Raw genomic sequence first — 14,862 nt, 5'->3', positions numbered from 1 at the left:
GGTGCCCAATACCCCGTGCGGAGGGTCGTCCGCATGACCTGGGGAGGGTCTGTCAGTATGGGAGAGTCGAAGACCTCGATGTTCGAAGCCGGCTCGGCGGTGCTCCGCGGAGTGATCGCCGCGCCGCTCGAACGGGTCCGACGCCGTAGTGCCGCGGCCGATCCGGACCCGGTGGACACGGTCAACACCATCATCGAGAGCCAGATCATCCCGCGCCTGCTGATGGCGCACAACACCTCCGACACCGCCGCCCGTGCCCGCCGCTCGCGCGCGATCTCCGCGGACGAGGCCTCGCGCTTCGCGATGCTCCCGCTCCGGCTCGAGGCGGCGAGCCTGCTCGAGGAGGTCGACGCCTTCATGGCCAAGGGCGCCAGCGTCGAGACCATCTGCCTCGACCTGCTCGCCCCCGCCGCCCGCAAGCTCGGCGAGATGTGGGACCGCGACGAGTGCGATTTCCTCGACGTCACGATGGGCCTGTGGCGCCTCCAGGAGGTGATGCGCGAGGTCGCCGCGCGGTCGCCGATGGACCTCGGCGAGGCCCAGCTGCCCTACAGCGCGCTGTTCTCCCCGATGCCTGGCGACCACCACAATTTCGGCACCCTGATGATCGAGGAGGTCTTCGCCCGCGGCGGCTGGCGCAGCGAGGCACTGGTCAAGCCCGAGCGCCGCGAGCTGCTCGACCGGCTCGCCCGCCAGCCCTTCGACCTGCTAGGATTGACGCTCGCCCGCGATTGCCCTAGCGCCGCGCTCGGCAACCTCATCAGGGCGGTGCGCAATGTCTCCGCCAACCCCCACATCATCGTGCTGGTCGGCGGACGAATGATCAACGAGAATCCGGATATCGCGAGCGAGGTGGGAGCGGACGGCACGGGTGCCGACGCGCTCGCCGCGCTCGAGCTCGCGAACGGCCTGGTGAAGACTGCTGCAGCCCGCGCCTTGACCCTGCGATAGGGGCGGCACGGCACCATGCTCACCCGCAAGCACAGCATCGAAGGCAAGCACCCGTTCGGACGCGCCGCCGAGCTGTTCAACACGCTCGATGCCGATGCGGCGATGAAGCTCGCGATGGTCGCGGGCGACGTGACCCTGGTGCTCGACGACACCGGAACGATCCTCGACGCGGCCTTCGACCCGCGCGAGTTCCCGACATTCGGAAGCCTGGTCGGGACCAACTGGATCGAGACCGTCACCGACGAATCCCGCCCGAAAGTCATGGAGATGCTCGCCGCCGCCCGGCGCGGCGAGGTGCAGCACTGGCGCCAGGTCAACCACCCCTCGCGCGAGGGCGACGTGCCGATCCGCTACGCCGTGCTCAGCGTCAACGGGGGCGAGCACCGCATCGCCTTCGGCCGCGACCTGCGCGAGGCGGGCAAGCTCCAGCAGCGCCTCCTCCAGGTCCAGCAATCGCTCGAGCGTGACTACCTCAGGATGCGCCAGCTCGAGGCGCGCTACCGGATGCTGTTTGAGCGTTCGACCGAGCCGGTGCTGATCGTCGAGGCGGGCACGCTCCGGGTCCGCGAGGCGAACCCCGCCGCGCACCAGTTGGTCGGCGCGCGGCCGGCGAGCCTGCCGGGCAAGAAGCTCCTCAATTTCATCGACCGCGGCTCGCACGAGGCGGTCTCCGCCCTCGTCGGTGCGGCGCTGGTCTCCGACACGGTGAGCCCCGGGCGCATCCGCATCGCGCGCGGCTCGCGCGAGGTGATGGCCTCGGTCAACGGCTTCACCCAGGACCGCGGACAGTTCCTGCTGGTCCGGCTGGTGCCCGCCTCGGACCGTCCTGCGGCCGAGTTCTCCCCCGTCCTCAGCCTCGTCGACCAGATGCCCGACGCCTTCGTGGTCGCCGACAGCAACCTCGAGATCGTCACCGCCAACGCCGCCTTCGTCGAGCTCCTCCAGGCCGCCAGCGTCGACCAGCTGCGCGGGCGGCACCTCTCGGAATCGATCGGCCGGCCGGGCATCGACCTCGACCTGATCGAGGGCCAGATCGACCAGCACGGCGCAGCGCGCAATGTCGCGACGATCCTGCGCGTCGGTCACGATATCGAGGGCGAACCCGTTGAATTATCGGCGGTCCGCACCACCGGCGAGGATGGCTACTACGCCTTCGTGATCCGCCCCGTCGGCCGCCGGCTGCGCGATCTGCCGCCGGGCTCGCAGGACCTGCCGCGCTCGGTCGAGCAGCTCACCGACCTCGTCGGCCGGATGAGCCTCAAGGACATCGTGCGCGAGAGCACCGACCTGATCGAGCGGCTGTGCATCGAGGCGGCGCTCTCCTATACCTCGGACAACCGCGCCTCGGCCGCGGAAATCCTCGGCCTTTCGCGCCAGAGCCTCTATTCCAAGCTCCACCGCTACGGCCTCGGCAACCTTGCCGGGGATGACTGACACCTGCTCGTAGGACAATCCGGCCCCGCGCAGGGCACCCCGGGCAAGCGGGGGCCTGGCGGGGTCTGGAGGGGGTCTAGGCGGGGGATGGCGCGGTCTGGCCGGCCGCGAATTGCCGCAAACCGCCTCCTGAAAATGTGCGAGTCGGCGCAGCGGGTTTTCCCAACACGCCAACTGCCTGACAGGCACACATTTGACAGGGTTCTTGCCGCCTTAACGAATTTCGACAGCGAAACCGGCTTCTGTTGGAACAGCAGTGTCCAAACAAGTTGACGCTTTGGCCTGTCATGATAGCTTCCTCACATGGAGCAGTCGATCCCCTCGAATCGCACCGCCCCGACCATGGCGCCGGCCGGCAAGCCGCGCCTGCGCCCGGGCGACGTGCTCGAACTTCTCAAGCCCATCACCTGGTTCCCGCCGATGTGGGCCTTCATGTGCGGCGCGGTCTCGTCCGGCGCCGGGCTGGAGGGCCGCTGGTGGTTCGTCGCGGGCGGCGTGCTGCTCGCGGGGCCGCTGGTGTGCGGCACCAGCCAAGCGGTCAACGACTGGTTCGACCGCCATGTCGATGCCATCAACGAGCCGCACCGGCCGATCCCCTCGGGCCGCATCCCGGGGCGCTGGGGGCTGTATATCGCCATCCTCGCCACGCTTGTCTCGGCGAGCGTGGGCTGGCTGCTCGGCCCGCTGGTCTTCGCCGCGGCGCTGGTCGGGCTCGCCTTCGCCTGGGCCTATTCCGCGCCGCCCTTCCGCTTCAAGGCGAACGGCCTCCTCGGCCCGCTGGTGTGCGGGCTCACCTATGAGGGGCTGAGCTGGTTCACCGGCGCGACCGTGATGCTCGGCGCCGCGCCCTCGGTCGAGACCTGCCTCATCCTCTTCATGTATTCGCTGGGCGCGCACGGGATCATGGTCCTCAATGATTTCAAGGCGGTGGAGGGCGACCGCCGGACCGGCCTCACCTCGCTCCCGGTGACGATGGGCGTCGCCGAGGCCGCGCGCTTCGCCTGCACGACGATGGCCTCGGCGCAGATCGTGGTGATCGGCCTGCTCGCGGTGTGGGGCTACGGCATCTCGGCGCTGGTCGTGACCGGGGTGCTCGCCGCGCAGATCGCCGCCATGCCGCGGCTGATCCGCAATCCCGCGAAACAGGCGCCGTGGTACAACGGGGTCGGCGTCACGCTCTACGTGCTCGGGATGCTCGCCGCAGCGCTCGGCCTCGGGGGCTATATCTGATGCACGGCGGCCTGCCCGACACGGCGACGCGGGCGGGGTTCGGCTGGCTCGGGATCATGCGCATCGGCGTGGTGCAGGCGGCGATCGGCGCGCTGGTGATGCTCGCGACGACGGTCCTCAACCGCATCATGGTGGTCGAGATGTCGCTCGCCGCCGCAATCCCCGCGGGGCTGGTGGCGTGGCATTACGGGGTGCAGCTCGCCCGGCCCTTGTGGGGCCACGGCTCGGACAAGGGCCGCGCGCGGACGCCGTGGATCGTCGGCGGGCTCGGCGTTCTGGCGGCGGGCGGACTGCTCGCGACCCAGGCGACGCTGATGATGGGGGATAACTTTCCGCTCGCCCTCGCGCTCGCGATCCTCGCCTATGCGCTGATCGGTGCCGGAGTGGGCGCGGGCGGGACCTCGGCGCTGGCCTTGCTGGCGAGCGGGGTCGCGCCCGAACGCCGCGCGGCGGCGGCGGCGGTCACGTGGATCATGATGGTCGGCGGCATCGTCGCCTCGGCGATCACCGTCGGCAAGCTGCTGATCCCCTATTCCCCCGCCCGGTTGATCGAGGTCGCCGGAGGGCTGGCGGCGGTGATGGTGCTGGCCGTGGTGCTCGCCACCTTCCGGCTCGAGCGTCAGGCGGGCCACTTCCGCGACGAGGACGAGAGCGCCCCCGCGCCCGACTTCCGCGCCGCGATCCGCGAGATCTGGGCGGAAGCCCCGGCGCGGCGCTTCACCATCTTCATCTTCGTCTCGATGATCGCCTTCTCGATGCAGGACCTGATCCTCGAGCCCTTCGCCGGGCTGATCTTCGGCATGGCGCCGGGAGAGAGCACCAAGACGGTCGGCCAGTTCCACCAAGGGGGCATCCTCATCGGCATGATCCTCGCAGGGATCGGCGGGAGCGCCTTTTCGGGCAAGCGCCCCGATGGCCTTCGCCCCTGGGTGGTCGGCGGCTGCCTCGCCTCGGGGCTCGGGCTCGGCGGGCTCGGGCTTGCCGCGGTGAGCGGGCCGCCGTGGCCGCTGGAGATGAACCTGATGGTGCTCGGCCTCGGCAACGGCATCTTCGCGGTCGCAAGCATCGGCGCGATGATGGGGCTCGCGGGCGCGGGCGAGACCACCCGCGAGGGCGTGCGGATGGGGGTGTGGGGCGCCTCGCAGGCGATCGCCTTCGGATTGGGCGGCTTGCTCGGCGCCGTCGGGCTCGACTTCGCGCGGGCGGCTCTGGGCGAGGTCGGCGCGGCCTTCCAGCTGGTCTTCGCCGTCGAGGCGGGCGCCTTCCTGCTCGCGGCGGCGCTCGCGGTCAGGGCGACCGGGGGCGCGGCGATGCGGGCGGGGCTCGCGAAACGGGAGAGGGAGCAGTTCGCATGAACCAGGACATCTACGACGCGGTGGTGATCGGCGGCGGACCCTCGGGCGCGACCGCGGCGACCGACCTCGCGCTCGCCGGGCACTCGGTGCTGCTGATCGAGCGCGGCGGGCGGATCAAGCCCTGCGGCGGCGCGATCCCCCCCCGGCTGCTCGCCGATTTCGACATTCCGCAGAGCCTGCTCGTCGCCAAGGCGCGCTCGGCCCGCATGATCGCACCTTCGGGCCGCGCGGTCGACATGCCGGTGGGCGAGATCGGATATGTCGGCATGGTCGACCGCGAGGAGTTCGACGAATGGCTGCGCGAGCGGGCGCGCCATTCGGGGGCGGAACGCCTCACCGCGACCTTCGAGAAGATCGAGCGTGACGACAAGGCGCACCCGCTGGTCACCTTCCGCCGCACCCGCGGAGGGCCCATCGAGAGCGTGCGCGCCCGGGTCGTGATCGGTGCCGACGGCGCGCGCTCGGCGGTGGCGAAGCAGTGCCTCGTCGGCGCGGAACGCATCCCCTGCGTCTTCGCCTATCACGAGATCATCAAGTCCCCGCCGCGCAACAGCGAACAGTTCGACGCCTCGCGCTGCGACGTCTTCTACCAGGGTCGCCTCTCGCCCGATTTCTACGCCTGGGTCTTCCCCCACGGCGAGACCGCGAGCATCGGGGTGGGAAGCGCCAACAAGGGCTTCTCCCTGCGCGGCGCGATCGCGACGATGCGCGACGACCTCGGCCTCGACCGCTGCGAGACGGTCCGCCGCGAGGGCGCGCCGATCCCGCTGAAGCCCCTGAAGCGCTGGGACAACGGCGCCGACGTGATCGTCGCGGGCGACGCCGCGGGGATCGTCGCCCCGGCCTCGGGTGAGGGGATCTACTACGCGATGGTCGGCGGCAGGCTCGTCGCGGAGGCCTCGGCGGCGTTCCTGAAGACCGGCGAGGCCAAGCACCTGCGCACCGCCCGCAAGCGCTTCATGAAGGAGCACGGCCGCGTCTTCTGGGTGCTCGGGATCATGCAGTATTTCTGGTACTCCTCCGACAAGCGCCGCGAGCGCTTCGTCACCATGTGCGACGACAAGGACGTGCAGGAGCTCACCTGGCAGGCCTACATGCACAAGAAGCTGGTGCGCGCAAAGCCGATGGCGCACGTCAAGATCTTCCTCAAGGACACCGCGCACCTGCTCGGCCTCAGGCCGGCGACCGAGTGAGGAGGGAGCGACGATGCGCCGCGCATCCGGGTTGCAGGCCCGCCGGACGGGTCCTAGACCCGCCTTCATGAAGCCGATGATGATCATCCCGGTCGCCGTCGCGACCGTCGCGGCGGTCTGCGTCGCAGCCTTGGGCGCGACCGTCACCGACCTCGGCCCGTGGTATCAGGGGCTCGCCAAGCCCGAGTGGAACCCGCCCGACGTCGTCTTCCCGATGGGCTGGACGGCGATCTACGCGCTCATCACCGTCTCGGCGATCACCGCCTGGCGCGCCGCCCGGACCAGCGCCGAGGCCGAGTGGGTGATCGGGCTGTTCGCCCTCAACGGCTTCCTCAACATCACCTGGTCGATCCTGTTCTTCCGCTTCCAGCGCCCCGACTGGGCCTTCGTCGAGGTGGTGCTGCTGTGGGCCTCGATCCTCGCGATCATGGTCTATGCCGCACGCTTCTCGCGGAGCGCCGCGCTGCTGCTGGTGCCCTATCTCGGCTGGGTGAGCTTCGCAGGCGCGCTCAACTGGGCGGTGGTCCAGCTCAACGCGCCCTTCGGCTGAGGCCGGCGGGGCGCCGGGCGAGAGCGGGGGCGGGGACGCGCGCTTGGCCGGCCAGGGCCTCATCGCACTGCTTTTCGAGGCCGGCCACGCGGCCGACGTGATCCTCGCCGTGCTCGCCGTGGAGGGCGCGTGGCTGCGCTGGGGCCGGGGCTGGCGCTGGGGCGCGATCGCCGGGCTGCTCGGCCCCGCGGCGCTGATCGTCCTCGGGCTGAGGGCTGCGCTGACGGGGGCGGCGTGGTGGTGGATCGCCCCGCCGCTCGCGGCCTCGCTGCCGCTTCACCTCATGGACCTGCGCGCGCGGCTGAAGGGCTGAGCGCGCGAGGAGAGGCGCGCGGCGGAGGCGTCGGAGGTCCCGGCCGCTCCGGGCAACCAAACGGGAGCGCGAAGGCGAAGCCGAGCGCCCCCTCCCGCTCTCCATCACGCGTGATCCCGGGGCCATCATCGGGTGCGGGGTCGTGCCATGATCGTCTGGCGAGGCCCCTTGCGCAGGGGCAGGGACCTCAAGGTGGGGCGAGAGGCCTCCCCCGACGCTCGAGCGCCCCTCCGTCCCCGCCCAGGGAGCTCGCCCGCTTGCCCCCGCTCCGCGTCCGGCCAGCGCAAAGGAAAACCCGGCCGGGCTCGCGCCCGGCCGGGTCCGAAATGTGCGCGGTGGAGCCGGACGCCGCCGCCCGGCTCGCTTGCGCCCCTACTTGTTGCCGGCGGAGGCCTGGGCCGCTCCGGTCGGGTCGTAGTTGATGGTGTCGGGAGCATAGTGATGCTCCTGTGCCCAAAGGTACCAGTTGTCGACCACCGTGCCGGTCAAGAGGATGCCGATCCCGCCGGTGAGCGTGGTCAGCACCGCGAACCACCAGGCCCAGCGGTGGATCGATTCGAACGAGGCATTGAAGCCCATCACCCAGCGCCAGAACAGCGCGCCGCGCTCGGCGGCGGTCCCGCGGTCGGTGATCTGTTCGATCTCGCGTTCCCCGCCGTAGCGACCGAGCGCCAGGATCGTCGCCCCGTGCATCGCGAACAGCACCGCCGACCCGTAGAGGAAGACGATCGAGAGCGCGTGGAAGGGGTTGTAGAACAGGTTCCCGTAGGTGAGCGAGAAGTTGTTGGTCCAGTCGAGGTGGCTGAAGATCCCGAAGGGCACCGCTTCCGACCACTGGCCGAGCAGCATCGGCCGGATGAAGCCGAGCACCAGGTAAAGCCAGATCGCGCTCGCGAAGGCCCAGGGGATGTGCATGCCCATGCCGAGCGCCTTGGCCCGGCGATAGGTGCGCACCCACCACAGCAGGATCGAGACGGTCAGCGAGAAGCCGGCGAGGATCCACCAGCCGCCTTCCTTCAGCGGCACGAAGGGGCTGAAGCCGTATTCCGGCCCCGGAGGGTTCAGCGTGAGCCAGAAGAACTCGCGCATGAAGGTCTGCGGGCTCCACCCGGCCTGGGCCCAGAAATTGAGGCCGATGATGAGGATCGCCAGCGTGCCGAAGGCGAGGCTGAGCATGCCCGTCCAGCCGAGGTAGATCGGCCCCCACTGGGCCTGCCCGATCTTGCCGAACCAGTAGGTGTGCCCGGTGAAGGGGATGCGGATGTCTTCCTCAGGGGCCAGGGGAACGCCCATCTCGGGCGGCCCCTTGACCTGAACCTGCGTGAAGATGTTCTGATAAGTCGCCATGTTTCAGGTGCTCCTTACGACCAGATCGGGATCTTCTTCCAGAAATCCCAGAATTCGATCCAGCTGCCGACATACAGAGTGCCGGAGATGACGATGCAGACGGCGCTCCAGAACGCGGCGGAAAGCGCGAGGAAGAGCCCCACCCGGTGGATGCCGAGCGTGCCGACCGAATAGCCGATGAAGTCACGGAAATAGGTGTCTTCGTATTCGGGCGACTTGACGTCGGTGCCCCCGCTCGGGTTGACCGCCGACAAGACCAGGCCGCCGTGCAGCGCGAGCGCGAGACAGTTCGTGAAGAAGAAGCTGATCGCGAGCATGTGCACGGGGTTGTAGTGGAAGTTGCCGAAGGCGTAGCCGACGTTCGACACCCACTCGAGGTGGGTCCAGATCCCGTAGGGGAAGCCGTTGCCCCACGCGCCCATCAGCAGCGGACGGATGACGTTGAGCGTGACATAGGCCAAGACCGCGACGCTGAAGGCGATCGGCACATGGTATGCCATGCCGAGCTTGCGCGAGATCTCCGCCTGCCGCAGCACCCAGGAGCCGAAGGCGATGACGGCGCAGCAGGTGATGATCTGCCAGTAGCCGCCCTGCTTCAGGGGCGCGAGGCTGAGGCCGTATTCGACCGGCGGCGGGTTGATCGAGATCAGCCAGGGGTTGAGGGTCGGGCCCTGTGTCGCGGCGGCGAAGATCAGCGCGGTGCCAAGCAGCGCGCTGATTGCCGTCGTCACTCCAAAGAATCCGACATAAAACGGCCCGACCCAGAAGTCGAAAAGGTCGCCGCCGATCAATGTGCCGCCGCGGACGCGGTATTTCCGCTCGAAACTAAGGAGCGCCATAGGTCCATCCTCCCCGCCACGAGGGCGGGTTTCATGAGTTGTTCGACGAGAGTGTCAGGAGGCAGGCAGGCGAACCTGCCCCCTCACATTTTCGAGACGCGTCAGGTCGCTGCCGGAGCTTCCGACGATTCCACGTGCGCCTGGGCCGGAGCGGGTGCGCCGGGAGCGCGCTCGAGCCAGTTGTAGCGATCCGTGCTGAGCAGGATGAAGTGGATGGTGAAGGCCAGCACAGCGAGGCCCACATGCAGGGCCACGAGCACGCGGCGGATGTCAAAATAGAACCAGATTCTCCACATGGGAAAATTCCTTTCGTGAAACCGATCAGGATGTTGCGCTGCCCGCGAACAGCGGACCGCGCCGGGTCAAGCCGGGCTCAGAGCCAGGGCTTGTAGGCCCACAGCAGGGCGTGAGCCACGAGAGCGATCACCACGTAAAGGGTGAAGGTCCCCATGAACCCCTTGTGGATTTCCTGAGCCTCTTCGGGCGTCAGGTGAGTCCCGATGCGTTCATTCATTGGGTTGTCTCCGTTCAGTTGGGTGTGAATGGGGTCCCGAAGGCCCCCGTCGGCATCCCCGCGTGATCCCCCACGTGGATTGGAGAGCCCCCTCGCCGGGGGCATGGGCTTGTGCCGCCGCGGAAGGCTTCCGCTGCGGCGACAATCTGGTGGTGCGAGACAGCATCGTCGTCATGCTCCCGCGCCTTCGAGCAGCGCCTCATCGAGGCAGTCCGCCGTGACTTCGTCCGTGCCGCGCCGGCGCGCGGTCCGCTCGGCCGCATCGCGCAACCGCTTGGCGGCGGAGATGCGGATCAGCACCGGCTGGGCCTCGACCAGGCTATCGAGCCGCGCCTTGGCGTCCTTGTCCCAGATCAAGGGCGCGTCGGCCCTGGCGGGCGTCGGCTCGACCTTGTCCATGTCGGTCGCGAGCGGGAGGATGTGGAACAGCGCGTCGAACAGCGCATTGCACACCTCCTGCACGAGGTAGGTCGCGCCCGCATAGCCCATGAAGGGCGTGCCGGTGTGGCGGCGGATCGCCGCGCCCGGGAAGCTCGCCGGGATGTACATCCCCCGCGCCCCGCATTCGGCCATGTACATGCGCTCGTTGTAGCTGCCGAACATGACCAGCGGCGGGCTCGCATGGATCGCGGCGCGCACCTCGTCGTTCTTCGGCTTGACCCCGGCGCACCGCGAGAACGCGAAGTTGCAGGGGAGGCCCATGTCGTCCTCGAGAAAGTGGCGGATGCCCCTCGCATAGGTCTCGTTCGCGACGATCCCGAAGCTTGCGGTGCCGAAGAAGTCCTGGGTGACCGAGCGCCACAGGTCCCAGAGCGGCTTGATGGTGGTGTGCTTCTCGCGCTCGATGAAGGGCTCGGGGTCGAGGCCGAGCTCGGCGCCGAGCGCGCGCAGGAACTTGGTGGTCTGCGACAGGCCGACGGGGGCCTGGAAATAGGGCCGCTCCAATGTCTCGCACAGGTTGCGGCCGAACTCGCGGTACATGCAGACGTTGGCGTCCGAGGTCGCAAGGTCGCGGATGTCGGCGAGGTGGCTGCCCAACGGGAAGACCATGCCGACCTCGGCGCCGATGCCTTCGACGAGGCGGCGGATCTCGGCGAGGTCCGAGGGCATGTTGAACATGCCATAGGAGGGCCCGATGATGTTGACCCGCGGCTTCTCGCCGTCCTTGCGCTCGCGCTTCTCGGGGAGCTTCTTGGGGCCGAACTCGGTCCACAGCCAGGTCAGCGCGCGGTCGGCCGACTGCCACTGGTCCTCGTCGATGGTGCGCGGCAGGAAGCGCTTGATGTTGGTGCCCTCGGGCGTGACGCCGCCGCCGATCATCTCGGCGATCGAGCCGGTGACGACCACCGCGGGCAGCTCGGTGTCGAGCGTCTGCCAGGCGCGCTTCATCGCGCCCTCGGTGCCGGTCTTGCCGAGCTCCTCCTCGCCCAGGCCGGTGACGACGATCGGCAGCTCGTGCGGAGGCAGGGCGTCGGTGTAGTGGAGGACGGATGTGACGGGCAGGTTCTCGCAGCCGACGGGCCCGTCGATGATGACCTGCAACCCCTTCACCGCGGTGAAGACGTAGGTCGCGCCCCAGTAGCCGCCGGCCCTGTCGTGATCGAGGACGAGGGTCATGATCCCACCGCCTCCGACGCCTTGCGCGCCGCTTCGTTGAGGGCCGCGTATTTCTTGCGGAACTTCGGCCGGTCGACGGGCAAGTCTTCCCACACGCCCGCGGCATGCTCGGTGCCGACGCCCTCGAAGAAGTCGCGCATCGCGTCGAAGCGCGCCTTGTTGCCCATCGCGGCGTTGATCACGGTCGCAAGGCTGCCCGCGCCCGCCGGGCCCATCAGGGGCCGCGCGGAGATGAGGTTGGTGAAGTAGAGCGCCGGATTGGCGCGCTGCTTGGCGTGCTGCACCACCGGGGTGGTGCCGATCGCGAGGTCGGGGCGGTATTCCTCGAGAGCGGCGATGTCCTGCTCGAGGCTCGCGCGGAACTGCACCTGCACGCCGCGCGCCTCGAGCCATTCGCGGTCGGCGTCCGACCACCTGGTGCGCGGGCAGGCCGAGCCGACATAGCGCACATCGGCGCCGCTCTCGACCAGCAGGCGGGCGACGAGCAGCTCCGAGCCCTCGTAGCCCGAGACGGTGATCCGGCCCTTGATCGGCATCTTCGACAAAGCGCCGCGGCAGGCGCCGATCATCGCGTTCTTGACGCCGTCGACCTGGGCCTGGGGTAGCCCCATGACGTCGCCCAGCGATTGCAGCCAGGCGGCGGTGCCGTCGGCCCCGACCGGCGCCGAGCCGATCACCGGGCGTCCGGCGGCTTCGAATTCGCGGATGCTGGCAGTGTAGAATGGGTGGATCGCGGCGACCACCGCGCAGTCGAGTGCGGCATAGAGCTCGCGCCATTCGCGGGTCGGGACGACCGGCCCTGCGGTAAGGCCGAGGGGCGCGAGCATCTGGCCGATGACCACCGGATCGGCCGGGAACATCTCGCCGAGCAGCGCGACGGTCGGCTTGTCCGAACGCTCGCGCGGGGCGGCGACGGGGCCTGCCATGACCTCCTCGCGGGCATATTGCAGCATCGCGCCCGCCAGCACGTCCTTCGCCTCGGCGTGCGTCGGGATGCCGAAGCCGGGGACGTCGATGCCGATGATCCGCACCCCGTTGATCTGCTTCTTGAGAAGTCTGAGCGGCACGCCGCTCGCGGTGGGGACGCAAAGATTGGTGACGACGATCGCGTCGTAAGCGTCCGGGTCGGCGAGACCCTCGACCGCTTCCTTGATGTCCTCGAACAGCTTGCCGGTGACGAGCGTCTCGGAGGAGAAGGGCACGTAGCCCACCGTCCGCCGCGCGCCGTAGAAGTGCGAGGTGAAGGTGAGGCCATAGACGCAGCAGGCCGAGCCCGAGAGCACGGTCGCGGTGCGCCGCATTCTCAGGCCCACCCGCAGGCTCCCGAAGGCGGGGCACATCGACTGCGGCTGGTCATGCGGCCCGACCGGATAGTCGGCGGCATACTGGTCGAGGATCTCGCTCTTGCCCGCCGCGCGCGCGGCCTCGATCATCGTGTCCTTCGACGCGCAGGCGCCGCCCTCCGCCGGGGTCGACGCAAGGTCGATCCGATCGGGTGCGCGCGGTGCGTCAAAGGCGCCGTGTTCGCTCATGCCTCGTCGTAGATCACTTCGAGGCTGGGGCGGGTTTCGAACACGCCGCCGCGCATGTCGGCCTGGGTGGCGGGGACGAGCTCGACATTGCCGCCGACCACATCGGCGCTGAACAGGCCGAGGAGCCCGTCCTGATCGAGCGGGTTGGGGCGCAGCGGCGGGGCCTCGGCGACGTTGGTCGCGAGCTCCTCGAAGAGGCTCGCCCATTCGCCGCCGGGCTTGCCGACGATCTGGTAATTGGCGCTCTTGCGGCGGATGTCCTCGTTGGCGGGGATCGCGGTCAGCACCGGAATGCCCACCGCCTCGGCGAACGCATGGGCCTCGCCCGTGCCGTCGTCCTTGTTGACGATCATGCCCGCGACGCCGACGTTACCGCCCATCTTGCGGAAATATTCGACCGCGTGGCACACGTTGTTGGCGACATAGAGCGACTGGAGGTCGTTCGAGCCGACCACGATCACCTTCTGGCACATGTCGCGCGCGATCGGCAGGCCGAAGCCGCCGCACACCACGTCGCCGAGGAAATCGAGCAGCACGTAGTCGAAGCCCCACTCGTGGAAGCCGAGCTTCTCGAGCGTCTCGAAGCCGTGGATGATTCCGCGCCCGCCGCAGCCGCGCCCGACTTCGGGGCCGCCGAGTTCCATCGCGAAGACGCCGTCGCGCTGGAAGCACACGTCCTCGATGCGCACCTCCTCGCCGGCGAGCTTCTTCTTCGAGGAGGTCTCAATGATCGAGGGCGTCGCCTTGCCGCCGAACAGCAGGCTGGTGGTGTCGGACTTGGGATCGCAGCCGATCAGCAGCACGCGCTTGCCCTGCTGGGCCATCATGTAGCTCAAGTTGGCGAGCGCGAAGCTCTTGCCGCTGCCGCCCTTGCCGTAGATGGCGATGACCTGGGTCTCGCTCCTGACCTCGCCGGTGTGGACCGGATCGGGCTCGACGCTCGCTTCTTCGCGCAATTGGGCAGTCTGGGTGTCGAGCACGGACATCAGCATTCGCTCCAATCGAGAACCATCTTGAGACAATCGGGATCGGTGAAGGCCTGGGGGTAGGCGTCGAGCGCCTCGCCGGCGGGGCGCCGGTTGGTGACGAGGCCCCTGAGGTCGAGCCTCCCGCATTCGATCAGCGCGCGCGTTTCGGCGAGGTCGCCGGGCTGCCATTCGGCGGCGACGCGGAAATGCGCCTCGCGCATGAAGGCGGCGGGGAAGGCGAAGCTGACCCGCTCGGAATAGAAGCCCGCGAGCACGATCTCGCCGCCCTTGGCGAGGCGCATGACGAGATCGTCGATGAGGCCGGCATCGCCGCTCGCATCGTAGATCGCGTGGTAGTCGCGCCGCTCGTCGGTGGTGGGGTCGATCACTTCGTAGCCGACCGCGCCGTGGCGGCGGGCGGGGCTCAGTTCCCACACGGTCGGCGCGGCGCCGCCCAGGGCCAGCGTCAGTCGGGCGAGCAGGCGGCCGAGGACGCCGTGGCCGATGATGAGGTCGGGCAGCGCCTCGCGCCGGGCGAACCCGCCCTTGATGGCGTGGAGCGCCGTCGCCGCGAGCGCGCACAGCACCCCGGCCTCGCCGAGGTGCTCAGGGATCGGCAGCGCCCGCGCCGACGGCACGATCACCCGACGCGCCGTGCCGCCGAACAGGCCGCGCGCGTCGGTGTAGCAATTGGCGCCGGGGACGAAGACCCAGTCGCCGACCCGGGCCCGCGCCTCGGGCCCGGCGTCGACGATCCGGCCGACGGATTCGTATCCGGGGACGAGCGGGTAGCCGAGGCCCGGGAAGGGCGGCATCCGGCCCGACCAGAGCAGCTTCTCGGTCCCGGTGCTGATCCCGCTGAACGCGATTTCGACGAGAACGTCGGCGGGCTCCAGTGCCTTCATCTCGAGCGAGCGAAGCGCGAGGCGCTCCGGTGCTTCGAGGATGACGGCCAGGGTGTTCATCGCTGCGCTCTCTTCCGATTTCTCGGATTCCGCCGACGCGAACGCCGACTCAGA

The 14,862-nt window shown here is 69.2% G+C and carries 15 protein-coding genes; 7 read left to right on the top strand and 8 right to left on the bottom strand.

Annotation, left to right across the window (positions count from 1 at the left end):
• Positions 1 to 57 precede the first annotated feature (57 nt).
• The 7 genes from ACLBKU_RS11535 to ACLBKU_RS11505 all read left to right on the top strand — a co-directional run bounded on the left by ACLBKU_RS11535 (position 58) and on the right by ACLBKU_RS11505 (position 7,026).
• A complete protein-coding gene (locus ACLBKU_RS11535; protein WP_410179705.1) occupies positions 58 to 951 on the top strand; it encodes a B12-binding domain-containing protein in 894 nt (297 codons plus the stop codon).
• Between the two features lie 15 nt (positions 952 to 966).
• Positions 967 to 2,385 carry a transcriptional regulator PpsR gene (ppsR, locus tag ACLBKU_RS11530; protein WP_410179704.1) on the top strand — a complete coding sequence of 473 codons (1,419 nt, stop codon included), beginning with the start codon at positions 967 to 969 and terminating at the stop codon, positions 2,383 to 2,385.
• A 303-nt stretch (positions 2,386 to 2,688) separates the two neighbouring features.
• The gene (gene chlG / locus ACLBKU_RS11525; protein ID WP_410179703.1) at positions 2,689 to 3,615 is read left to right on the top strand and encodes a chlorophyll synthase ChlG; all 927 of its coding nucleotides are present in this window, start codon (positions 2,689 to 2,691) and stop codon (positions 3,613 to 3,615) included.
• A complete protein-coding gene (locus tag ACLBKU_RS11520; RefSeq protein WP_410179702.1) occupies positions 3,615 to 4,970 on the top strand; it encodes a BCD family MFS transporter in 1,356 nt (451 codons plus the stop codon). Before chlG ends, ACLBKU_RS11520 begins: the two co-directional genes overlap by 1 nt.
• Positions 4,967 to 6,163: a geranylgeranyl diphosphate reductase gene (locus ACLBKU_RS11515; protein WP_410179701.1), complete on the top strand. Its 1,197-nt coding sequence runs from the start codon at positions 4,967 to 4,969 to the stop codon at positions 6,161 to 6,163. Before ACLBKU_RS11520 ends, ACLBKU_RS11515 begins: the two co-directional genes overlap by 4 nt.
• A 67-nt stretch (positions 6,164 to 6,230) precedes the next feature.
• Positions 6,231 to 6,713: a TspO/MBR family protein gene (locus ACLBKU_RS11510; RefSeq protein WP_410179700.1), complete on the top strand. Its 483-nt coding sequence runs from the start codon at positions 6,231 to 6,233 to the stop codon at positions 6,711 to 6,713.
• A 43-nt stretch (positions 6,714 to 6,756) separates the two neighbouring features.
• On the top strand, positions 6,757 to 7,026 hold the full coding sequence (locus tag ACLBKU_RS11505) for a hypothetical protein (RefSeq protein ID WP_410179699.1): 270 nt from the start codon (positions 6,757 to 6,759) through the stop codon (positions 7,024 to 7,026).
• Between the two features lie 372 nt (positions 7,027 to 7,398).
• On the opposite strand, the gene pufM is transcribed toward ACLBKU_RS11505, so the two are convergent.
• The 8 genes from pufM to bchC all read right to left on the bottom strand — a co-directional run bounded on the left by pufM (position 7,399) and on the right by bchC (position 14,808).
• Positions 7,399 to 8,373, bottom strand: coding sequence for a photosynthetic reaction center subunit M (pufM, locus tag ACLBKU_RS11500; protein WP_410179698.1), 975 nt, complete (start codon positions 8,371 to 8,373; stop codon positions 7,399 to 7,401).
• 14 nt (positions 8,374 to 8,387) lie between these two features.
• Entirely contained in the window at positions 8,388 to 9,212 is an 825-nt protein-coding gene (gene pufL, locus ACLBKU_RS11495; RefSeq protein WP_410179697.1) for a photosynthetic reaction center subunit L, read from the bottom strand.
• A gap of 101 nt (positions 9,213 to 9,313) precedes the next feature.
• A complete protein-coding gene (pufA, locus tag ACLBKU_RS11490) occupies positions 9,314 to 9,508 on the bottom strand; it encodes a light-harvesting antenna LH1, alpha subunit (protein WP_410179696.1) in 195 nt (64 codons plus the stop codon).
• Between the two features lie 77 nt (positions 9,509 to 9,585).
• Positions 9,586 to 9,726, bottom strand: coding sequence for a light-harvesting antenna LH1, beta subunit (pufB, locus tag ACLBKU_RS11485; protein ID WP_410179695.1), 141 nt, complete (start codon positions 9,724 to 9,726; stop codon positions 9,586 to 9,588).
• A gap of 171 nt (positions 9,727 to 9,897) precedes the next feature.
• Entirely contained in the window at positions 9,898 to 11,343 is a 1,446-nt protein-coding gene (bchZ, locus tag ACLBKU_RS11480) for a chlorophyllide a reductase subunit Z (RefSeq protein WP_410179694.1), read from the bottom strand.
• Positions 11,340 to 12,875 (bottom strand): chlorophyllide a reductase subunit Y, encoded by a 1,536-nt coding sequence (gene bchY / locus ACLBKU_RS11475; protein WP_410179693.1) that lies wholly within the window; start codon positions 12,873 to 12,875, stop codon positions 11,340 to 11,342. Before bchY ends, bchZ begins: the two co-directional genes overlap by 4 nt.
• Positions 12,872 to 13,867 carry a chlorophyllide a reductase iron protein subunit X gene (locus tag ACLBKU_RS11470; protein ID WP_410179692.1) on the bottom strand — a complete coding sequence of 332 codons (996 nt, stop codon included), beginning with the start codon at positions 13,865 to 13,867 and terminating at the stop codon, positions 12,872 to 12,874. The genes bchY and ACLBKU_RS11470 overlap by 4 nt, the downstream gene beginning before the upstream one ends.
• Positions 13,861 to 14,808 carry a chlorophyll synthesis pathway protein BchC gene (gene bchC, locus ACLBKU_RS11465; protein WP_410179691.1) on the bottom strand — a complete coding sequence of 316 codons (948 nt, stop codon included), beginning with the start codon at positions 14,806 to 14,808 and terminating at the stop codon, positions 13,861 to 13,863. Before bchC ends, ACLBKU_RS11470 begins: the two co-directional genes overlap by 7 nt.
• Positions 14,809 to 14,862 lie beyond the last annotated feature (54 nt).

Source organism: Erythrobacter sp. NE805 (genome assembly GCF_046452355.1).
Classification (GTDB): Bacteria; Pseudomonadota; Alphaproteobacteria; order Sphingomonadales; family Sphingomonadaceae; genus Erythrobacter.
Note: the sequence above shows the minus strand (reverse complement) of the source record. Positions and strands in the feature narration are given on the sequence as shown.